General features: G+C 70.4%; 16 protein-coding genes. 8 read left to right on the forward strand and 8 right to left on the reverse strand.

The window, feature by feature from the left end; genetic code table 11:
* The first annotated feature begins 2 nt into the window (after nucleotides 1–2).
* The 3 genes from D457_RS0126085 to D457_RS0126095 all read left to right on the forward strand — a co-directional run bounded on the left by D457_RS0126085 (nucleotide 3) and on the right by D457_RS0126095 (nucleotide 3552).
* The gene (locus D457_RS0126085) at nucleotides 3–527 is read left to right on the forward strand and encodes a pyridoxamine 5'-phosphate oxidase family protein (RefSeq protein WP_017583626.1); all 525 of its coding nucleotides are present in this window, start codon (nucleotides 3–5) and stop codon (nucleotides 525–527) included.
* 340 nt (nucleotides 528–867) lie between these two features.
* On the forward strand, nucleotides 868–1077 hold the full coding sequence (locus tag D457_RS0126090; protein ID WP_017583627.1) for a hypothetical protein: 210 nt from the start codon (nucleotides 868–870) through the stop codon (nucleotides 1075–1077).
* Nucleotides 1078–1179: 102 nt separating this feature from the next.
* On the forward strand, nucleotides 1180–3552 hold the full coding sequence (locus D457_RS0126095; protein ID WP_083926866.1) for a hypothetical protein: 2373 nt from the start codon (nucleotides 1180–1182) through the stop codon (nucleotides 3550–3552).
* Here the strand turns inward: D457_RS0126095 and D457_RS0126100 are convergent.
* Nucleotides 3522–4733, reverse strand: a complete 1212-nt coding sequence (locus D457_RS0126100) for an outer membrane protein assembly factor BamB family protein (RefSeq protein ID WP_017583629.1) — start codon at nucleotides 4731–4733, stop codon at nucleotides 3522–3524. The genes D457_RS0126095 and D457_RS0126100 overlap by 31 nt on opposite strands.
* A 21-nt stretch (nucleotides 4734–4754) precedes the next feature.
* Complete coding sequence (locus D457_RS36275) at nucleotides 4755–4895, reverse strand: hypothetical protein (RefSeq protein WP_160167419.1); 141 nt, start codon at nucleotides 4893–4895, stop codon at nucleotides 4755–4757.
* Between the two features lie 322 nt (nucleotides 4896–5217).
* Here D457_RS36275 and D457_RS0126110 point away from each other — a divergent pair, with 322 nt between their 5' ends.
* Nucleotides 5218–7320 carry a hypothetical protein gene (locus D457_RS0126110; RefSeq protein ID WP_017583631.1) on the forward strand — a complete coding sequence of 701 codons (2103 nt, stop codon included), beginning with the start codon at nucleotides 5218–5220 and terminating at the stop codon, nucleotides 7318–7320.
* Here the strand turns inward: D457_RS0126110 and D457_RS0126115 are convergent.
* On the reverse strand, nucleotides 7290–8729 hold the full coding sequence (locus D457_RS0126115; RefSeq protein WP_239646232.1) for a PQQ-binding-like beta-propeller repeat protein: 1440 nt from the start codon (nucleotides 8727–8729) through the stop codon (nucleotides 7290–7292). The genes D457_RS0126110 and D457_RS0126115 overlap by 31 nt on opposite strands.
* 217 nt (nucleotides 8730–8946) lie before the next feature.
* Between D457_RS0126115 and D457_RS0126120 the strand changes: the two genes are divergently transcribed.
* The 3 genes from D457_RS0126120 (at nucleotide 8947) to D457_RS33415 (ending at nucleotide 14151) form a co-directional block, all read left to right on the forward strand.
* Nucleotides 8947–10338: an alpha/beta hydrolase domain-containing protein gene (locus tag D457_RS0126120; protein WP_026117048.1), complete on the forward strand. Its 1392-nt coding sequence runs from the start codon at nucleotides 8947–8949 to the stop codon at nucleotides 10336–10338.
* Nucleotides 10339–10821: 483 nt separating this feature from the next.
* Nucleotides 10822–11709, forward strand: coding sequence for an NAD(P)-dependent oxidoreductase (locus tag D457_RS0126125; RefSeq protein WP_017583634.1), 888 nt, complete (start codon nucleotides 10822–10824; stop codon nucleotides 11707–11709).
* A gap of 213 nt (nucleotides 11710–11922) precedes the next feature.
* Entirely contained in the window at nucleotides 11923–14151 is a 2229-nt protein-coding gene (locus D457_RS33415; protein WP_152514371.1) for a hypothetical protein, read from the forward strand.
* A 57-nt stretch (nucleotides 14152–14208) separates the two neighbouring features.
* Here the strand turns inward: D457_RS33415 and D457_RS0126135 are convergent, their stop codons facing one another.
* The 4 genes from D457_RS0126135 to D457_RS0126150 all read right to left on the reverse strand — a co-directional run bounded on the left by D457_RS0126135 (nucleotide 14209) and on the right by D457_RS0126150 (nucleotide 19098).
* A complete protein-coding gene (locus D457_RS0126135; protein WP_152514372.1) occupies nucleotides 14209–15699 on the reverse strand; it encodes an outer membrane protein assembly factor BamB family protein in 1491 nt (496 codons plus the stop codon).
* Nucleotides 15700–15765: 66 nt separating this feature from the next.
* Nucleotides 15766–16647 carry a crotonase/enoyl-CoA hydratase family protein gene (locus tag D457_RS0126140; protein ID WP_017583637.1) on the reverse strand — a complete coding sequence of 294 codons (882 nt, stop codon included), beginning with the start codon at nucleotides 16645–16647 and terminating at the stop codon, nucleotides 15766–15768.
* Nucleotides 16644–17819, reverse strand: coding sequence for an acyl-CoA dehydrogenase family protein (locus tag D457_RS0126145; RefSeq protein WP_239646233.1), 1176 nt, complete (start codon nucleotides 17817–17819; stop codon nucleotides 16644–16646). The genes D457_RS0126140 and D457_RS0126145 overlap by 4 nt, the downstream gene beginning before the upstream one ends.
* Before the next feature lie 25 nt (nucleotides 17820–17844).
* The gene (locus tag D457_RS0126150; RefSeq protein WP_017583639.1) at nucleotides 17845–19098 is read right to left on the reverse strand and encodes an acyl-CoA dehydrogenase family protein; all 1254 of its coding nucleotides are present in this window, start codon (nucleotides 19096–19098) and stop codon (nucleotides 17845–17847) included.
* Nucleotides 19099–19258: 160 nt separating this feature from the next.
* Here D457_RS0126150 and D457_RS33420 point away from each other — a divergent pair, with 160 nt between their 5' ends.
* Nucleotides 19259–20704 (forward strand): AMP-binding protein, encoded by a 1446-nt coding sequence (locus D457_RS33420; protein WP_017583640.1) that lies wholly within the window; start codon nucleotides 19259–19261, stop codon nucleotides 20702–20704.
* Here the strand turns inward: D457_RS33420 and D457_RS35105 are convergent.
* The coding region (locus tag D457_RS35105) for an RNA-guided endonuclease InsQ/TnpB family protein (protein ID WP_026117049.1) at nucleotides 20619–21387 on the reverse strand (769 nt) is incomplete at its 5' end. The two genes, D457_RS33420 and D457_RS35105, sit on opposite strands and share 86 nt — an antisense overlap.

Raw genomic sequence — 21387 nt, forward strand, 5'->3', positions numbered from 1 at the left:
CAATGGCGTCCCAGAACTCCCTGCACCCTCGGGCCGAGGCCCTGACCGACCACTCCCCCGGTGCCTGGGCGAAGGTGCTCCCTCACCTGAGCGAGACGGCCGGTACGTACTGGCTGTCCGTGCCCCGGGAGGGAGGGGCCGTGCACACCCGGCCACTGCTGGCGGTGTGGGTGGCCGGGCGACCGTACTTCGCGTGTGGGGACGGCACCGGCAAGGCCCGGCTGCTGGCCGACTCACCGCGGGTGAGCCTGGCGGTGACCACCGGCAGCCTGGACGTGGTCGTCGAGGGAAGGGTGGCCCGGGTCCAGGACGAGAACCTGGTCAAGGAGGTGGCCGGGGTCTACCCGGCAGTCTACGGCTGGGCGCCGGTCGCCGATGGCGAGCTGATCACCGGCCCGGAGGGAGCCCCGACCGCCGGTCCCCCGCCCTACGCGGTGTACGGGATCACCCCCGAGACCGTCTACGCCTTCCCCGCCGACGACGTGGGCCACGGCCCCACTCGGTGGCGGTTCGACACGCAGGCCTGAGCGTCCCTGGGGTCAGGCCGCGGACGGACGGACAGAACCGTGGCCGGGCAGGAGGCCTTCACCTTCACCGGAACGGCTTGGAAGCGCTCTGCGCCATACCTCGGTGGCCGGAGACGGCCACCACCCTTCGAGCACGTCCGGCCCAAATGGCATGGACCTGCCAGTCCCCACCACCCTCATGCGCAGCACCTGCCCGGCACCTTGCGAGCCAAAGCCGGGTGAGGGCGGGAAGCCTGGGGTAGGAGGGTGGTGGGCCCCGGCCGAACCAGGTCGGGCCGAAGCGGACCGACGGCTCCCGCAGGCCCGCCGTCCGCATACGCCCCACCCCCAGGAGGCAGCAGTGCGCACCAGTATCACCCTTTCGGTACTCGTCCTCATCTGGTTGGCCATCGGCGTCGCAGCCGCCGTCCAACGCGGCTACTTCAGTACCTCCGAGGCCTCCTGTTCGAGCTTGGGCAGCACCGTGGTGACCATCTTCGTCGGCCCCCTGAACTACATGGGTGTCAACCCGATCGTGGAGTGCCCGCCCATCCCCGAACCCTCCGAGTAACCCGAGCGCCTTCCTCATCCTGGGCCCGGTGGCCGTCCCAGGCCCCAGTAGTCTGCCGACACACGCGACTCAGCGCGGTTGCAGAGGGTTCAAGGGGAGATGATGGGCGAGCCGGAAGGCAGGCCGGACCACGACGGTGACGGCCAGGAGAAACCGGACGCCGACCTTGCGAACGGGAACCCCTGGACCGGAGAGGGCGCTGCGGGCCGCCCGGACGCCGTCCCCGCGGATCTTTCGCTCCAGAGCTACGCCTCGGACCTGTACAAGCAGGTGTTCGAGGTGTACAGGCGGAACCTGTGGCCGCTGTTGCTCGTGGCGGGTCTGCCGGTGGTGCCCCTGGTGCTGCTGGCCCAGATCTCCGTGGTGCTGCCGGCACGCGAGGGTGCCTACCTCAACGGCGTGCTGCAGAGCACCGCCGAGACGCTAGGGACGCCCTCGCTGGTCGCGCTCGGGGCCGTGCTGGTACTCGCCGTGTTGGTCGGGCCGATCCCCCTCGGCGGGTCGGTCCTGCTCGGCGGCGGGGCGCTCCTGGGACGAAGGATCACCGTCCGGGGCGCCTGGCGGGGAGCGTTGCGCCGCTACTTCACCACCCTGACCTGGGCACTGATGCTTTTCGGTCTGGTCGGCGTGGCTCTGGCGGTCTCGCTGTGGCTGGTCCTTCTAGGGTGGCCGCTGCTCCTGATCGGCCTGGTGGTCCTGCCGCCGCTGCTGTACCTGCTCACCCCGTTGTCGGTGATGCTCCCGGCCGCCCTGTTGGAGGGGCACGGGCCCTTCCGCGGGTTGGCGGCGGCCTGGCGCATCGGCCGTGAGCGCCGGTGGCCGCACTTCCTGTTCGTCGCCGCCTCCTACGCCGTCACCGTGCTGTTCAACACGGTGCTGGAACGGTCGCTGCTGCGCTGGACCGAGCTGCCCGAGAACGGTCTGCTGACGGTGGCCATCACCGCGACGTCGGCGACGTTGGCGGCGCCGCTGGCCCTACTGCTGCTCTGCGCCCCCGTGCTGCTGCTCCGTGCCCCCGTGGTCTACTCCGGAACGAACTCCGCAGGGCTCCGATCCACGGACGACCTGGATCTGGATCGGGTCGACCGGCAGCTGTCCGCGATCGCCCCCGGCGCCGCCGCTCCCGCCTCGGATGTCCCTCAAGAGCGTGCCGAGGCGCCCCGGGGCCGCGATCAACGGTGGATCACCGTGTCCGTGCTGGTCGTGGCTCTGTTCGCACCCCCGCTGGTCGGCCCGGTGACGGTCGCCGCCAACCCCTTCGGGCTCGCCGAAATGACCGCGAGCCCTTCGGAGACGGTGGCCGGTTACGGCAGTCTGGTCAGCGTCGGGGTCACGGACGGGGCCGCGCTGATCGGTAGGGCCCATCACAACGGCGTCGAATTCACCAGCTGCGACCCCGACTGCACGGTCGAACTCCAGCACGACACCTGGGACGCGGGAAACGGTTCCTCGGTCGAGGGCGGCCTACCGCTGCGGACGCAGTGGGAGGAGTACGAACACGGAGCGGGATCCGCCGGGGAGCGCCGAGCCCCGCACCCGGAGTCCGGGCTCTACCTGTACGCGTGTGATCAGGCCTCGGAGTGCGGGGACGACACCGACCCCGTGTTCCTGCGGCCCTTCGACAGCCGCATGGTCGCTCTCGCCTCCGCGGTGGCGCCCATGGCCGGGGGCGGAGTGGTCGTGGCCTCGTACGTCCGCAACGACGACCGCCTGGCCCCCGACGAGGTGGTCGGCGGTGACACCGGTGGCCTGCGTGTGCACGTGTGCGAGGACACCGGCTGCGCGGACCCCCGCGTACTCGACGTGCCACCGGAACTGGTCGAGGACGGTTTCGACCTCGACCGGGCCCAGCTGGACGTGAGCGGAACCCCCGAAGGCGGGTTCGCAGTGGCGGCGATGGATCTCAGCTTCGGTTCGTTGTCCCTGGTGACCTGTGCCGACACCGGCTGCGCGGAGCCGGAGGTGACCGAGCTGGTCGGCGACCGGTTCCGGCTCAGGAACGAGAGTACGCAAGGGCTGAAGGCGGGCGCTCGGGTCGAGTACCGCTCCGACGGCGCACCCGTGGTCGCCTACCGCGAAGCCCTCAGCGGTCAGGCACACTTGGTGGACTGCCACGACGCGGTGTGCTCGGAGTTCACCGACACCGCCGTGACCGGGCCCGGCTGGGCCCGACCGGTTCCAGGGCTGGCGGTCGACTCGCGGGACCGCCCCCACCTGCTGACCACCGGCATGGAGAAGAACCGCCTGGTCCTGATCTCCTGCGTGGACCGGGAGTGCACGGAGACGGTGAGCAGGGGGCTGGTGGGGTTCGAGGACGAGCCCGTGGCCACCGCCCTGGCGTTCGACTCCCATGACCGTCCGCACATGGCATGGGGTGTGCACACCGCGGAGACGGTCTTCGGCGGCTCCCTGGCCGAGCTCCTGTACCTGGGTTGCACGCAACCCTACTGCGGTTCGGAGCCCGTCACCCCGTAGTCGACGGCGAACAGGCGGGGCGAGACACAGGCGCGGTAGACGGTCGCGTTGTCCCAGCCGGCCGAGCGCATTCCATCGGGGGCACAGGCCTGGTAGACCCCGACGTACGCGCCGTCTTCGGTGCGGTAGTTGGTCAGGTGGCGGGTGCCCGCACCGAACTCGATGACCAGGCGGTCCTCCATCCCGGGACCGAGCGCCCGGTTTGGAGCCAGGTGCCGCTTGGTGCCGGACAGGTCGAATGCTTCCGGGTTCCAGAGATTCTGGTTCTCGAAGGCCTCCGGCCGCGGGTCAGGGGCGTCCTTCTCGACGAGTTCACCGGTGCGCGCCTCCAACACCCAGGCGTCCCCAGCGTCCTGGACGTGCAACAGGGCCGGGTCGACCTCGTCGAACCGGCCCGCCCCGTCCAGTGAGGCCTCCTCGCCCAGACGCCCCTGCGGGTGCGTCCAGAGGAGCTCCCCGGTCCCGGTGTCCATGGCGCCCCGGGTCCCCATCAGGATGTCGCCGTCAGGGCCGGCCACCAGAGTGGGCCTTGCTGCGGGGTAGAGCTCCTCGGGGACCGGGATCTCCTCCACCACCCGGCCGTCGGCCAGGTCGACCCGCCGGATCAGGTCGGTTTCGTCATCGTCCCCGTCCGCGCTCTCCAGCGTGAAAGCGGTGTCATTGGTCAGAGCCGTGGGATCGAGCGACCCCGGGAGTTCGGCCGACCACTCCACCTTCCCGGTGGCTGCTTCGATGTAGTGGTGGACCCGGGCCTCAGCGTCCTCGGGGACCAGAACATGGGTGTCGTTGACCGGCAGTCCACCATTCCAAGCAACGTCCACGGCGAAGTCGAGGGCCTTCCATGCCAGGCCGTCCGCGGCGGGCTCCAGGATGTAGACCAGGCCGTCTGTCGTGCGGTTGTCCTTGGCGAGCATGAGCAGCCGGTCCCCCACCGGCTGGAGTCCCCACACCTGCTTGGCCTGGCCCGGGTCGACCTCCTCGGTCCACAGCAGATCGAAGGTGTCCAGGTCGACCGCACGGACCCGCTCGTGTTCGAAGTGGTAGAGGACCCCGTCCCGGACGACGGCCCCGGGAGGGTAGTAGTCACCGTGAACCGCCTGGTCCTCGGGGCGCAGCTCGGCCGCGTCATCCATGTAGGTGTACATCACGTAGTCGCCCTCCAGCGGTAGCGACCAGCGCACCGAGCCCGCCTCCCCGCAGTCTCAGGCCTCCGCACAGGTGACCAGCGCGTCCGGGCTGATCGCGGTGGGTTCCAGAGCCCCCGGGTCACTCTCCTCTGCCCATCCGGAACACGCGGTGAGCCCGAGCACGCAGACCAGCCCGAGCACGGAGAGGGTTCGCAAACCGGGGAGAAACGCGGGGGAAGGGGGTGCGGAAGGCATGCGCGCATCGTAGCGACCCGAGCCCTCGGATCCGTTCCAGGCCCGTCCGGACAGTCCCCCTCCCTGCGTTCTCCCCCGGGCGCTTGCTCCCAGTAGTCTTCCGACGCACACGACACAGGGGACACAGGGCGCAGAAAGGGAGATGATGGGCGATCCGGACGGGGAATCCACGGGGGATTCGGAGCAGACTTCGGAAGACGCCCAGGTAACGGCTGTCTTTGCGGCCCCTGCCGCTCCGGCGGATCTGACGCTTGAGGAGAGGGCTCCGGGCCTGCTTCGGCGATTGTTCGGGGTCTACTTCGGGCGGCTGTGGGCGCTGGTGCTCGTGGCGGGGCTGCCGGTCGTTCCCCTGGTGCTGCTGGCCCAGGTCCACGTGGTGTGGCCCGCCCGCCAGGGGGCCTTCGTCAACGGGGTGCTGGAGAGCACCGTCGACCCGTTGGGGACATCCGCCCTGGCCCTGATGGGTGGACTGACCGTACTGGGGCTCTTGATCACGCCCCTCACCCTCGGCGGCTCCATGCTGATCGGCGGCGGGGCGTTGCTGGGGCGGCGGCTCTCGGTGCGCGACGCCTGGCGGGGTGCGCTGCGCCACTACTTCACTGTCCTGGCACTGGCGCTGATGCTCCTGCTCCTGGTGGGTGCGGCCGTGGCTGTCGCACTGTGGCTCCTCATGCGGGGCTGGCCGCTGCCAGGGATCGCGATCGTGGTCCTACCACCGCTGATGTTCCCGCTCACACTGTTGATGGTGGCGCTGCCCGCCGCCCTGTTGGAGGGGCACGGGCCCTTCCGGGGGCTGGCAGCAGCCTGGCGAATCGGCCGCTACCGCCGGGGTACCCACCTGCTGTTCGTGTCCGCGGGCTACGGCGTGTCCGTGCTGTTCGGGACGGTGTTGGAACGGTCGCTGCTGCGCTGGAGCGGGCTGGCCGAGGGTGATCTCGCACTGGTGGGCATCACCGCGGCGGCGTCGGTACTGGTGGCGCCGCTGTCCCTGTTGCTGCTGTGCGCGCCCGTGGTCTACTCCGGGGGCAACATCAACTGGCTCGACTCCACGGTGGACCTGGACCTGGCCCGAGCCGATCAGCACCTGCCCGCGCCCTCCGAAGCGCCGCGAGTCCGCGTCCTGCGGCTGACTGCGGTGCCGGTGCTGATCGTGGTGCTCTTCACTCCCCCGCTGCTGGGCCCGGCAGCGGTCGCGGCCAATCCCTTCCAGCTTCCGGAACTCACCGTCAGTCCGATCGAAACGGTGGGCAGTGACAGCCTCGTCATGGATATCACCGCCACGGATGACGGAGCGCTGATCGCCGCGGCCAGAAGAAACGTTCGGCTGACGTCGTGTGACCCCGACTGCGTGTCCGAGTTCGAGGGCTACTCGGCCGAACGCGGCAGCGGGGTCTCGGTTCAGGACGGTCAACTGCTGCGCACCCATTGGCGGGACCCCGACGGCTACTGGGACTACGACACACTCCCCGGGGCCGGTCTCTACCTAGCGGTATGTGAGGACGCCCTGGACTGCGACGAGGAGGACTACGGGGCACTCCTGCGGCCCTTCGACGGCGGCCTGTACGACATTCACTCAACGGTGGCTCCGCTGGCCGACGGCGGGCTGATCGTGGCCTCGCATGTCCGCCACGACCCCGAGGTGGCGCGTGACAGCGGTGGCCTGCTCTTGCAGGTGTGTTCGGACACCACCTGCGAGTCCCCGCGCCCCCTGGAGCTTCCCGCCGAGCTGACCGTCGGCGGTTTCCTCGTCGACGGCGCCTACCTGGACCTGGCTGCTGCACCCGGAGGCGGGTTCGGGTTGGCCGCGGTGGACCCCAGCTTCGGCACTTTGTCCCTGGTGACGTGTGCGGACAGCGATTGCGCGGAGCCGGAGGTGACCGAGGTGTTCGGTGATCAGTTCCGGATCGAGAACGAGCGCAGGCTGCGGCAGAAGTTCAGCGCGCGGATCGAGTACCGCTCCGACGGCACCCCGGTGACGACCTACCGGGACCTGCACACCGGCGAGGCGCGCTTGGTGGACTGCCACGACGCGGTGTGCTCGGAGTTCACCGACACCGCCGTGACCGGTCCGGGCTGGGCCCGACCGACTCCGGGTCTGGCGATCGACTCCCAGGACCGGCCCCAGCTGTTGACCCCGGACATGGCGGCTGAGGAGCTGGTGCTGCTCTCCTGTCTGGACCCGAGCTGCACGAATACGGAGAGCACGCCACTGATCGGCTTCGAGCAGGAGCCCGGGATCACCGCTCTCACGCTGGATGCCCACGACCGTCCGCACATGGTGTGGGGCGAGGGAGGAGTGGGCGTGTCCGGGGACGAGCTCAGACTCGATTCCCAGTACCTGAGCTGCGCGAATCCCTACTGTGGGACGGAGCTGACCACCCCGTAGTCCACGGCGAACAGGCGGGGTGCGACACAGTCGCGGTGCGGGGACGCCGAATCCCAGCCCGCCGAGCGCATCCCGTCCGGAGCGCAGGCCTGGTAGACCCCGACGTAGGCGCCGTCTTCGGTGCGGTAGCTGGTCAGGTGGTAGGTGGCCGCGCCCAGCTCGACGAGCAGGTCCTCCTCGCCATCGACCCCGACCCCGGGGCCGTAGGCCTGGACCGGCGCGAGGTGGTTGTCGGAGGTTCTTCGGTCGAAGTCATCCTCATACCAGAGCTGACGGCCGCCGAAGGCCTCCGGAAGCGGGTCGGGGGCGTTCTCTCCGGCTTCCTCTGCGTCGATGATCTCCCCGGTGCGCGCGTCCAGTACCCAGGCGTCTCCGTCGTCCTGGACGTGCAAAAGCCCCGGTTTGTCCTCGTCGAAACGGCTCGTCCACCTGGAGGAGAGGGAGAGTTCGTTCTCCGGGTGCGTCCACAGGAGTTCCCCGGTCTCGGGGTCCAGTGCGCCCCTGGTGCCCGTCAGGATACTTCCGTCGGGGCTGACCGACAGCCTTCTGCGGTCCTCGTAAAGACCGTCGGGGACCGGGAACTCGTCCACCACCCGGCCGTCACGCAGGTCCACTCGCCGGATCAGGTCGGGTCCCTCACCCTGGAAGTCGGTCTTGTGCATGAATGCGGTGTCGTCAGTCAGGGCCTGCGGGTCGATAGTGCCGTCCAGTTCGGCTGACCACTCCACCTCGGCGGTGACCACGTCCACGTAGTGGTGTGTCCGGGCTTCATAGCTGTCGGGGAGCAGGATGTGGGTGTCGTTGGCCGGGACCTCGTCCGCAGTGGCGGTGTCCACCGCCAGGTCGGCCGCTTCCCAGTCCAGGCCATCGGGCCCGGGGGCCAACAGGTAGACCGCCCTTTCCCACTCACGGTTGTCCTGGGTGAGCATGACGAGCCGGTCGCCCACCGGTTGGAATCCCCACACCTGCTTGGCCTGGTCCGGGTCGACCTCCTCCGTCCACAGCAGATCGAAGGTGGCCAGGTCGACCGCACGGACTCGATCGTGTTCGTAGTAGTAGAGGACTCCGTCGTGGACGACGGCACCGGAGTTGCGATACTCACCGTCCGACAGCTGGTCCTGGGGGTACAGCCGGGCCATGTGGTTTCTGTCGAAGCCGTCCGCAGGCACATTCATCACGTACTCCCCCTCCAGGGGAAGAGACCAGCGCACCGAACCGGGTTCACCGCAGTCCCCGGTTTCCTCACAGGTGACCAGCGCGTCCGGACTGATCGCGGAGGGTTCGTGGATTGCTGGGTCCGGTTCATCCTCGTCCGCGGCACAGGCGGTGAGCACGAGTACGCAGGCCAGCCCGAGCACGGGCAGGGCTCGAAAAGGCGAGAAGGAGGTGAAAGGGGACACGGAAGGCATGCGCGCATCGTAGCGACCCGGACACCCGCCCCCGTTCCAGGGGCGGGGCCGGTGCGCCCGCCCGGGCATCAGGAAAACGACCAGTCCGGGCCCCGGCTCGCGCAACCCCCGTTGTGGGCGCCCACCGCAGGGTTTACGTTCGCGTGGCCGCCAGTGAACACTCCGGCCCCGCCCACACCGGCCCCGCCCACACCGGCCCCCCACGAAAGGCACTGCCGTGGCTGTACTCACGCACCGACTGGGAACGGTCGCCGCCCTTGGCGTCAGCGCCGCGTTGCTCGCGTCGACGGCGTCGGCCTCCCCCGCACCCGACCAACCCCTGATCCCTGTCCCCGTCCCCCAGGTGGAGGGCCCCTTGCCGGGGGGTGTTCCCGGGGACCGCGGCGCCGACAGGATCGAGGACACCTATCCCTTCTTCGCCACGACCGATGACCTCGACGCCTACGGGTACGTGGAGGAGGAGTTCGTCGTCTCCGGTACCGGCCACCAGTACTCCGACGGCGCGGTCGTCTCCGAGCACCCCTACCAGACCCGGGTCCTGGTACGTCGGCCGGCCGACCCGGGCGGTTCCAACGGGGCCGCGCTGGTGGAGTGGCAGAACGTCACCGCGGGCAATGACCTGGACGCGCTGTGGGGTCCCAGCGCCGAGCACATCATGCGTTCGGGCTACACCTGGGTCGGGGTGTCGGCCCAGCACGTGGGCGTGTCCCACCTGACCGGTTGGAGCCCCGCGCGCTACGGCGGCCTGGACGTGACCGACAACGGCACCGTCAGCGACGACCAGCTGTCCTACGACGTCTTCTCCCAGGCCGCGCAGGCCCTGCGCTCCCCGGAGACGGGGATCGCGGGCGGGATCGAGTTCGACGAGGTCCTGGCGATCGGCGCGTCCCAGTCGGCAGGGCGGATGACCGTCTACTACGAGGAGATCCTTCCCCATATCGAGCCGGTCTACGACGCGTACGGCTTCATCGTGGGCGCCGCGCCCGCGGGCGAACGTCCGGAGCCGGTCTTCCAGGTGATGTCGGAGACCGACGTGACGCTGTTCCCGGTCCAGGAGGACAGCAACGACGTGCGGGTGTGGGAGATCGCCGGGACCGCGCACTCCGGTTGGGACGGCCGGGAGGCCCGGCGCGAGGCGGAGGTCCGCGACTTGGGCCAGCAGGGCGAGTACGACTGCGCGGAACCGCCGTTCAGCCGTGCTCCCCTCTACCAGGTCCTCAACGCCTCCTACGACCATCTGCGCACCTGGGCCGCCGACGGGACCCCGCCGCCGGTTGCGGAGCCGATCGAGCGGACCCCGGGCGGCGGGGTGGCGCGTGACGGCGACGGTTTCGCCCTGGGCGGTATCCGTCTGTCCCAGGTGGAGGCGCCCCGGGCCCTGAACACCGGCACGAACCTGCCTGCTTCCCCGGAGAACCAGTTCTGCGTGCTGTTCGGCACCCATGTGCCGTTCAGCGAAGAGGAACTGGCCGAGCAGTACCGGGGTCACGGTGACTACGTGTCCCAGGTGGTGCGGGCTGAGCGGAAGAACGTGTCCGCGGGTTATGTCACCGCCGCGGACTCCGCGCAGAACCGGCAGGAGGCCGCCCGCCTCCGCGGTTCCGAGTAGGCTCCCCGCCCGTGCCCTCGGCGGGGAGCCTGCTCCCTCACGGTGTCCCTGTCAGCTGAGCGGGTGACGGGGACACCGGCCGTTCGGTCTGCTCCAGTCGGTCGGTGGCACACCCGTTCATCCTTGACTTCCTCCCCACGACTGAAGCCGGGGTCTGCGCCGCCAGAACACAAGATCAACATCCGCGTGCGTTCATGCGATCGCGAACAGGGACGGAGCACAGGAACTGTTCCTGGTCCGTGTCCAGGCGTGGCAGCTGATGCCGATCCCCGGTACTGCGCGGCCCCCGGGCGGTCTTGGGTGCGCTGGTCCCCCGCGTTCTTCTGCCCCTGGCCCGGACACGCCCATCGCAGCGACCCGGCCGCCCCTGGCCCATGGGGACCGCAGCGGGGTTGGGGCCGGAGATCGCCTATTGATCTCAAGTTAGCTAGAGGTTCTAGTTTGGTCGGAACCGAAGCGGATTTCCGGCGATGAGAGAGAACCATGACGGCAGAATCAGTTCCACCGGCCACCCCGATCACCGTGCTCGGCCTGGGCGACATGGGGTCCGCGATCGCCCGAACCCTGCTGGAGCGGGGCCACCCCACCACGGTGTGGAACCGCACCGCGAGCAGGACTGTGCCCCTGGTGGCTGCCGGGGCCACGGCAGCGGACTCGGCGGCGGAGGCGGTTCGGGCCAGTCCGCTGGTGGTGCTGTGCGTCCTCGACTACGCGGCGGTGGACGAGGTGTTGGCCGCGGTCGGCGACGCGGCATCGGGGCGGACCCTGGTGAACGTGACCAGCGGTTCTCCGGAGCAGGCGCGGGCAGTCCAGCGGTGGGCGCGGGAGTACGGCGCCGCGTACCTGGACGGCGGGGTGATGGGTGACCCGCCGGACATCGGTTCGGGGGAGGTACTGCTCCCGTTCAGCGGTTCGCGGAAGGCCTTCGAAGCCCACGAGGGGGTCCTGCGCAAGCTCGGCGCCCCCACCTACTACGGGGCCGACGCCGGGCTGGCCTCCGTGGAGTTCATGGCACAGGTGGCGCTCGGCTACGAGCTGCTGATCGGCTTCCTGCACACCCTCCGGCTGGTCCGCGAGGAGGGGGTCGACCCGGCGGAGTTCGCCGCTCGCGCCGCCGAGGGCGTCGCGATGTACCCGCCCCTGCTGAAGGCCATCGGCGAGGCGGTCCGGGACGGCGAGTACCCGCCGGACCTGGGCCCGCTGTCCGTGCAGTCCGCGCTGATGGGCGACCTGGTCGGTCACCGGAAGTCGCAGGGCGTGGACACGGTGCGGATGCGCGAGGTGCAGGAGCTCATGGCCGAGCGCGTCGCCGACGGCCACGGGGACCAGGGTTTCTCCAGCCTGATCGAGCTCCTGGGCAGGCGGGGGTGAGCACCCCGGTACGAGGAGTCAGTCCAGCCGTCAGTAACCTTCCCTGGCACCACACGCCGGATCGGAAGGGACAGCATGACGCCGGACAGCGGAGCGGGCTCGGAAGACGCGGAGGACACCGGGAGCGGGGAGAGGCCAAGAGCCGCTGAGAAGCCGCCTGCGGTCGAGCCCGAGAGCCTCGAAACCGAGGCCCCCGCGGATCTGCGGTTGACCATGAGTCTCCTCACAGCACTGGGGGCGGTGGGGGTCGCCTACCTGCGCCGGTTGTGGCCGCTGCTCGTCGTCCTTTCCGTCCCCGCCGTGCCCGTGGTGCTGATGAGTGAGCTGGCGTCGGTGTGGCCCGCACTGGATCCGGTGGTGGTCAACGGCGCGGTGGAACCGCTCAACAGCCCCGGCACCGGCCTGTGGGTGTTCCTGGGCGCGACCCTCGTCGTCGCTCTGGCCCTCACCCCGATCGCCCTGGGCGGTGCGGTCCTGCTGGGCGCGGGCGCTATGTTGGGGCGCCGGGTCACGGTGCGGGACGCCTGGCGGCAGGCGCTGCGCCGTCACCTGAGCACGCTGGGCTGGCTGCTGCTACTGCTGCTGTGGACCGCCCTCGTCCTCGGCCTGCTGTTCACGGCCCTGCTCGTCGTGGAGGCCCCCGTCGGGCTGACCGTGGTCGTGCTGGTGCCACTCGTCCTCTACACGCTTCCCGTAGTGGTGGTGGCGCTGCCGGTGATCCTCCTGGAGGGGCACCGGCCCTTCCGTGCGCTTGCCGTCTCCTGGCAGATGGGCCGGTTCCGGCGCCTGAAATTCCTGCTGTTCGCGGCCCTGGCCTTCGGCAGCGGCTACCTGGTGCGGCAGGGGCTGGAGTACCTGGGTTCCTTGGCCGCGGTCCAGAGCGTGGACCCGCTCCTGACCATGGCCGCCACCGCGCTGGTCACCGCCCTGCTGGCACCGCTGTGGCCGCTGCTGGTGAGCGCGCCGGTGATGCTGTGCGACAGCGGCACCAGGGACCTCGACCTGGTCGCGGCGGACCGGCAGATCCCCCGATCCGTGACTGTCCCCGAACCCGGTTCCTCCCCCGAACCCGCTGCCCGCACCGATCCGCGCGGGCGCACCCTGGTCACGGTTCCGCTGCTGGCCTTGGCGATCCTGCTGCCGGTGGCCGTCACCCCGCTGACTCTGTGGGCCTCCGGCACCCCCCGAGTGTTCACCAGCCCCGTGGGATCGATCAGCCGCGACGAGGCCGTCCCCGCCTTGGCGGCGGAGGGCGACCGAGCCCTGATCACGGCCTTCCAGAACGGACCCCAGGTGGTGGTGTGCGATCCCGAGTGCGTGGCCACCGGGGACCACCCTTACCAGCGCCGGGGCGGCGCGGCCCTGGCCGCCGACCCCGGTTTCGTCCACACCTTCTGGCGCGAGTACGAACACGAGGACAGGGAGGACGAGGCTTCCGGCAAGTACGACCCGCACGAGGACTCCGGGCTGTATCTGCGACACTGTGCCGACCTCGTCGCTGAGACCTGTGAAGAGGAGGTCGGCCCCGGCACCCTGGTCCGCCCCTTCGGTGGTCATCACTGGCACGTCCACTCCGCGATCGCGCCGCTGGACGAAGGGGTGGTCGTCGCCTCCTACGCCTCGGACCGCTCCAGGGCAGAGCATTTCGAGCTGGCCGACCAGGGCGGGCTTCGTGTGCAGGTGTGTGAGGACACCGCCTGCGCCGATCCGCACACCGTGGTCCTGCCCGAGGACATCCGCGTGGGCGCCCCCTCCATGGACGGGACGTTCCTGGACGTGGCGGTCTCGCCGGAGGACGGCTTCGCGGTCACGGCCTACGACGGCAACCACGGCGGACTCACCCTGGTGCACTGCCCGGACGACGAGTGCGCGGCCCCCGAGATCACCGAGGTGGCCCCGGCCACCCTCCTGAGCGAGTACGAGGGTTACCTGGCCCCCCGGTTCGGCGCCCGGGTCGAGTACCGGCCCGACGGCACACCGGTGGTGGCCTACCGGGTAGCCCAGGGCGGGGCCGCACACGTCGTGGACTGCCACGACGCAGCCTGCGCGGAGTTCACCGACCGGGCCGTCACCGGTCCGGGTTGGGCCCGCCCGGTTCCGGGGCTCGCGGTCGACTCCCGGGGCAACCCGCAGCTGGTCACCTTTGACACCACCGCAGAGCAGGTGGTGCTGGTGTCCTGCCTGGACTCCGGGTGCGCAGAGACCGTCACCGTGCCGCTGCGCGAGTTCGAGGGGGAACCGGGGGTGACCGTGCTGACCCTGGACGAGGCCGACCGCCCGCACCTGCTGTGGGCGCAGGATGACCCCGACCCCTTCTGGCGAACCCCTACCTTCGACGCCTCCAGCGAGTACGTGCGCTGCCTGGAACCCCGCTGCGGTGCGGACGGAACAGCTCCGGATGCGGGGCCGGACCACAGATCGGCCGGCCTACCCGTGCCGTAGGCCGGGGTCACCGGATCCCGGCAGGACGCTTCGAGGCTCCTGCCGGGCCACGAGGGCTCAGACACCGTAGTCGACGGCGAACAGACGGGGCTCGGCGCACACCGCCTCGGGGCTGGCCTCGTCCCAGGACGGTGGCCGGACCTCGCCGGGTGCGCATCCGAGGAAGACGCCGACGGCCTCCCCTCCGTCGGCCTGGTACGTGGTCAGGTGCCGAGGCCCCGCGGCCAGACCGTCGAGGACGACCCCGTCCACGCCCGGACCGACGAGTTCGGCGGGGACCATGTCGAGGGCCTCCTCGAGGAGGGCCACCGTGTCCCGGCCTTCCGCTTCGAGTTCTTCGAGGGCCTCCTCCGAGAGGAGTTCGGGCGCGATCGCGTCCGCAAGATCCACACGGCGGGCCTCGAACGCGTTCAGCAGTGCCCCGGTTTCCCCGGCCGCCTCCTCGCCCTCCGCCAGGACCTCGCCGGTGCGGGCGTCGACGGTCTGGTAGCCGCGCCGCAGTTCGATGTGCACTTGGGTGTCGGGGCCGTCGCTGGTCAGCGACACGATCGCCCCGGCCTCCTCCAGAGCCCACAGCACTTCGCCGCTCCCCGAGTCCACGGCGGTGACCCGATCACTCCCGCACTGGCCCTCCCCCGGTACGCAGCGTCGGCCGTTGAACAGCACCTGCCCGGTACTGGTCGCCCAGACCCGCTGCAACCAGTCCACATCCTCGGGAAGGTCGAACTCCGACACCTCCAGCCCATCGGCGATCCCGACGATGCGGTGGGGGTCGTCATCGGACTCCCGGAACGGGCGCAGGTACAGGGTGTTGTCGTCGGCGAGGCCGTGTGCTCGCATTTCCGCGTGCTCGGAGTGGATCCACTCCACCTCGCCGGTGCCCGCGTCCACCAGATGGAAGCGAACGGCACCGTCACCGTGCTCGGTGAGCCCCTCGCGAACCACCAGGTGTGTGTCGTTGGTCGCGACGGGCCCGATGGTCAGCAGGTCTTCGGGCAGGTCCGTCTCCAGAGGCTCCAGACCGTCTACCCGCGGATGGAACAGGTGAATCCGCCCGCCCTCCTCACCCGCCTGGCGGGTCCGCACCACCAGGGCCTCCCCGACCGTCTGCACGTTCGACACCAGACCGTCGAAATCCTCCGTCCACAGCTCAGCGCCGTCGACGGTGTCGATCGCCGTCACCAGGTCCTCCCGGTGGTAGTAGAGGAGCCCGTCCGCGACCGCCGCCCCGGGGTCGGGAACGTGGGAGTCCAGCCACAGACCAGGCGGTACGATCCTCGACGCCTCTTGTGACGAGTCCTCCGACGGACGCGCCATCTGATAGGCGTCTTCCAACGGCAACGACCAGCGCACCGAACCCGGTTCTCCGCAGTCGCCGTGGTCCTCGCAGGTGACCAGCGCGTCCGGGCTGATCACGGAGGGGGCGGGACCGGTGTCGGTCTCCTCCCCACCGGTGGCGCAGGAGGTGAGCGCGAACACGCAGACCAGCCCGAGCACGGACAGGGTTCGAAGAGGCAGGAAAGCCACGAAAGGGGACGCGGAAGGCATGCGCGCATCGTAGCGAGACCGCCACGAATACCCGGAGGAGGGGCAGGGGCGGGGCCACTTCTGCGCTCAGTCGCACTCGGGGCGCTGCGGCCAGTCGGGCAGGACGTCGCGGTACTCGTCGATGCGGCCGGGGAAGCGGGGCGGGCGCTTCTCCAGAAAGGACAGCACGCCCTCGGCCGCCTCGTCGCCTCCGCCCAGGCGGTAGATCGCCCGGGAGTCCATCCGGTGCGCGTCCCAGGGGCCGTCCGCGCCCAGCATCGACCACAGCATGCGGCGGGAGAGCGTCACCGACACCGCGGAGGTGTTCTCGACGATCTCGCGGGCGATGCCGTAGGCGGCGTCCAGCAACCCGTCGGCGGGTTCGACCCGGGAGATCAGCCCGCCGGTGAGGGCCTCCTGGGCGTTGAAGACCCGGCCGGTGGCCACCCACTCCATCGCCTGGGAGATGCCGACGATCCGGGGCAGGAACCAGCTGGAGGCCGCTTCGGGCACCAGCCCCCGGCGGGTGAACACGAAACCGAACCGGGCGCTGTCCGCCGCGATCCGGATGTCCGCGGGCAGGGTCATGGTGGCGCCCAGCCCTACGGCGGGGCCGTTGACCGCGACGATCACCGGTTTGAGCGAGGCCGCCACGCGCAGCGCGAGCACCCCGCCGCCGTCGCGGGGCACCCCGTCCACGGTCTCGGCGTCGGGGGCCGAACCCGGGTGCCCCTCGGAGCCGGCGTCGAACGTGCTGGCGCCCCGGGCCAGATCGGCCCCGGCGCAGAACGCGCGACCGGCACCGGTCAGCACGACGGCCCGGACCGCGTCGTCGGCGTCGGTGGTGTCGAAGGCCTCGCGGAGTTGTCGGCCCATGGCGGCGGTGAGCGCGTTGAGCTTCTCGGGGCGGTTCAGGGTGATGGTGGCGATGCCGTCGGCCACCTCGTAGCGGATCTCGCGGTCGCTCACCGGGTCACCTCGGAAACCTCAGAAGTGGTACTCGGCATGATTCGGTCGGCGAGGACGCGCGCGGCGTCGGCGGGGTCACCGAGCAGGAGCTCCAGGGTCTTGGCGCGCTTGTAGTACAGGTGGGCGTCGTGTTCCCAGGTGAAGCCGACCCCGCCGAGCACCTCGATGGTGCGGGCGGCGGTGCGGAAGGCCGCGCCGGGCACGGTGATCCGGGCGTGGGCGGCGGCCACCGGGAGTTCGTCGGGGGCGTGGTCGGCTGCCCAGGCGGCGTACCGTAGGACGGACTCGGACAGTTCCAGGTCCACGTGGGAGTCCGCGCACAGGTGTTTGACGGCCTGGTAGGAGCCGATGTAGCGGCCGAACTGGACCCGGACCTTGGCGTACTCGATCGCGGTCTCCAGAGAGTGGGCCAGGACGCCCAGGGCCTCGGCGGCCACTGCCACCGAGGCGAGGTCACGGATCCGGACCAGGGCGGCGCGAGCGTCCGGAGTGTTCAGGCGGCGGGCCGGGGTGGTGTCGAGTCCGACCCGGGCGAAGGAGCGGGTGGGGTCGAGCGGTTCCAGCGGGGTACGGGTGAGTCCGCGGGCGTCACGGTCGACCTGGAAGAAGCCGGGCCCGTCGGGGGCGGCGGCCAGAACCAGGAGGACGTCGGCCTCGGCCCCGTCCAGGACCGTCTCCTTGTACCCGGTGAGCTCCCAGCCCTCGCCGTGCGTGCTGGGCTCGGCACGGGTGGCGAGTCCTTCGGTGTCCCAGCGGCCGTTCTCGGTGACGGCGACGGCCACGAGCAGGTTTCCGGCGGCGATGGCGGGCAGGAGTTCGGTGCCGGCCCGCTCGTCGGCCAGGGTGGTGAGGGTGTCGACCGCCAACGCCGCGCAGGACAGGTACGGGACCGGAACCAGGGCGCGGCCGAGTTCCTCCAGGGCCACGGCGCGTTCCACTTGTCCGGCACCGGAGCCGCCGTGGGCCTCGGGCACGGTCAGTCCCAGGAGGTCGAGCCGGTCGGCCAGACCGCGCCACAGACCGGGTACGGGGGCGTGGTCGCCGTCGGCCACCCTGCTGATCAGGGTGTTAGGGGACTCCTCGCGGGCGAAGGCGCGCACCGCGGCGCGCAGGTCTTCCTGTTCGGGTTCGAGGACCAACTGCATGGGGGCTCCGGAGTCTGGTCGGGTCACGCGGGTCGAGGGTCCGGGGTTCGGGCTACTCGGTGCCGGGCTTCTGGGTGCCGACCCGCAGTTCACGGAAGGGCACGCCGCGGTCGACGGAGGGTTCCTTGGGCAGCCCCAGGACGCGTTCGCCGATGATGTTGCGCTGGATCTCGTTGGTGCCCCCAGCGATCGAGGAGGAGGGGGCGCCGTTGACCGCCAGGGCGCGGTCGGTCGCGCCCGTGTCGGCTCCGTCCCAGGCCAGGGCGGTGGGTCCGGTGACGTCTCCGGAGATCTCCACGGCCAGGGCATCGTTGAGCGCCCCCACCAGCTTGGCGACCGAACCCCGTGCGCCGGGCGGGCGTCCCGTGTCCGCCTCCTGGCGCATCCGGTGGGTGAACAGGCTCAGTGCGCGCTGCTGTGCGTACAGGCGGGCCAGGCGTTCACGCACCACCGGGTCCCGGTCGGTCCCGCGTTCGGCGGCGAGCCCGGCCAGGGCGGTGAAGGAGAGCGCGTCGGAGCGGCGGGAAGCCATGCCGCCGATGAAGACCCGTTCGTGGCCGAGCATGGTCACGGCCGCCGCCCACCCCTGGCCGACCTCGCCGATGACGCTGTCGGCGGGCAGGCGCACCCCGTCCAGGAAGACCTCGTTGAACACGGACCGCCCCGTCATGTCGCGCAGCGGGCGCACGGTCACCCCCGTGGCGCGCATGTCCAGGACGAACATGGTGAGCCCTTGGTGTTTGGGCACGTCGGGGTCGGTGCGCACCAGAATCGCGCCGAAGTCGGAGACGTGGGCGCCGGTGGTCCACACCTTCTGGCCGTCCAGGACCCAGCCGTCACCGTCGCGGACCGCCCGGCTCTGCAGGCTGGCCACGTCCGAGCCCGCGCCGGGTTCGGAGAAGAGCTGGCACCAGATCTCCTCACCGCGCAGCAGGGGGCGCAGGTAGCGCTGTTTCTGTGCTTCGGTGCCCAGGTCGGCGAGGGTGGGGCCGCACATGCCCAGGCCCACGATGAACGGCCCGACCGGCGGGGAGAAGTCCAGGACCGCGTCGTTGAAGGCCTGCTGGTGGACCTGGCCCAGTCCACGTCCGCCGTACTCGATGGGCCAGGTGATCCCGGCGAACCCGGCGTCGTACAGGGCGGCCTGGAAGGCGCGGGAGTGCGCGAGCTCCTCCTGCGGGGTGCGGGGCTCGAACTCGATCCCTTCGGGGAGGTGCTCGGCGAGCCAGTCTCCGGCCCGGGCCCCGAACCGCTCCGGTGTCTCCTGGGTACTGGTTTCGGAAGGCCTGGCCGCTGGTTCGCCCATCACGTCCGCCCATCGTCGTCGCAGGTTCGCGCCAGCGCCAATCAGGGTCGACGCCTGGCCCAGAAGCTATCCAACGACCGCTGCCCCATCAAGGGCCTTGACGGTCAACCGACCCACGTCCTACTGTCCGTGCCCAGAACTCGCGCGCTGAGGAGCCCGCATGCACCCAGGCGTCCATGCTGTCCACTCCCCCGCCAAGCCGGCCGCGGTTCAGGCCGAGACCGGTGAGGTCCTCACCTACGCGACCCTGGCCGACAACTCACGGCGCCTGGCGCGCTACCTGCACGACCAGGGGCTGCGCCCCGACGACCACCTGGCCCTGCTGACGGACAACACCCTGCGCGCCTTCGAGGTGCACTGGGCGGCCCTGCGCTCGGGTCTGCACATCACCGCCGTGAACCGGCACCTCACCCCGGACGAGGTCAGCTACATCGTCGACGACTGCGGGGCCAAGGCCCTGGTGGTCTCCGCCCGGCTGAACGACCTGGTCGAACGGCTGGACGTCCCCGGGGTGGCCGTCCGGCTGGCCTACGGCGACCGGTCAGGCCCCGGCCGACCGGACGACGGCCGATCGGACAGGGACCTGCCCGAGGGCTACACCCCCTACGCCGCGGCCCTGGCCGAGGCCTCCGACGAACCTCTGCCGGACCTGCCGCGCGGCACCGACATGCTGTACTCCTCTGGGACCACCGGGCGGCCCAAGGGAGTACACAAGGAACTCCCCGGCGTGGCCGTGGACGAGATCCCCACGATGGTGGCCAGCATCGTCGCCCTGAACGACTTCGACCGGGACACCGTGTACCTGTCCCCCGCGCCGATCTACCACGCGGCGCCGCTGCGCTTCGCCGAGGCGGTGCACTCCCTGGGCGGCACGGTCGTGCTCATGGAGCGCTTCGACGCCGAGGGGGCGCTGGCCGCGATCGAGCGGTACCGCGTCACGCACAGCCAGTGGGTGCCCACCATGTTCGTGCGCATGCTCAAACTCGACCCCGGGGTGCGCGCGGCCTACGACCTGTCCAGTCAGCGGTTCGCCGTGCACGCGGCCGCGCCCTGCCCGGTGGACGTCAAGCGGGCGATGATCGACTGGTGGGGGCCGGTGGTCAACGAGTACTACTCCTCGACCGAGGCCAACGGGCTGACCTTCATCGGCTCCCCGGAATGGCTGGAGCGGCCCGGCTCGGTGGGCCGGGCGCTGCTCGGCACCGTGCACGTGTGCGACGAGCTGGGTGCGGAACTGTCTTCGGGGAAGGTCGGCATCGTCTACTTCGCCCGTGACGAAGCCACGTTCAGCTACCACAACGATCCCGCCAAGACCGCCCGTGCCCAGCATCCGGACCGCCCGAACTGGACCACCACCGGGGACATGGGCTACCTGGATGAGGACGGCTACCTGTTCCTCACCGACCGCACGGACTTCATGGTCATCTCCGGTGGGGTCAACTACCCGTGGCTGAAGCCCACGGGCTTGCAGGTAGGCGCCCACCTGGCAGATGGGTCCGACCTCCCGCGTCCAGCAGCCTCTAACCAGAGGGTGCTGGGCCGGTTGACGGGCGACCCGCGATCCACGCAACCTCGCCACGGTGGGCGATGTTGCGTGAAGCATTGACATCGGCGTGCAGCACCACACCACACCCCCGGCACACGAACCGGGCCCGGGTGGGCCGGTTGCGTCTGCTGGTGTGGTCGCACTCCGAGCAGGTCTGGGAGGTGTAGGCCGCCTCCACGACCACGAGGGGCACCCCCGCCCTGCGAGCCTTGTAAGTGATGAAGTCGCGGAGTTGGGCGAAACTCCACGAATGCAGAGTGGAACGCTGTTTCTTGGCCTGCCGTACCCGGCCACGGATCCCCCGAAGGTCCTCCAGGGCGATCCCGTGGCCGGTGCGTTCAGCCTGCTCCACAATGCTCTTCGAAATCCGCTGGTTCACATCCCGCGCACGCCGGGACTCCCGCCGGCGCTGGCGCTTGAGGACCCGTTTGGCGCTTTTGGTGCCCTTCTTCTGGAGTTTGGCCCGCAGGCGGTTCTGGCGGCGCCGGTACCGGTTCAGCTGTCGTCCGGCGTGTTGCTGTCCGGTGGAGGTGGTGGCGATCTCCACGATCCCCAGATCCACCCCGATGAACCCCTCCGGCTCTTCATTCAAGGGCTGTTCGGGTACTTCGCAGGTGGCCGACAGGAACCAGTCCCCGTTCTGGCGGATCAGGTCGCTCTCGCCCCGGCGGTGTTCGGCCAGCATTGTGAGCTGGTCCGGGGAGCTGGTGAAGCCCAGGTTCTTCAACCGGCCCTGAACGGTC

Origin of the sequence: Nocardiopsis valliformis DSM 45023 (genome assembly GCF_000340985.1) — a bacterium.
In the GTDB taxonomy this organism is placed as follows: Bacteria; Actinomycetota; Actinomycetes; order Streptosporangiales; family Streptosporangiaceae; genus Nocardiopsis; species Nocardiopsis exhalans.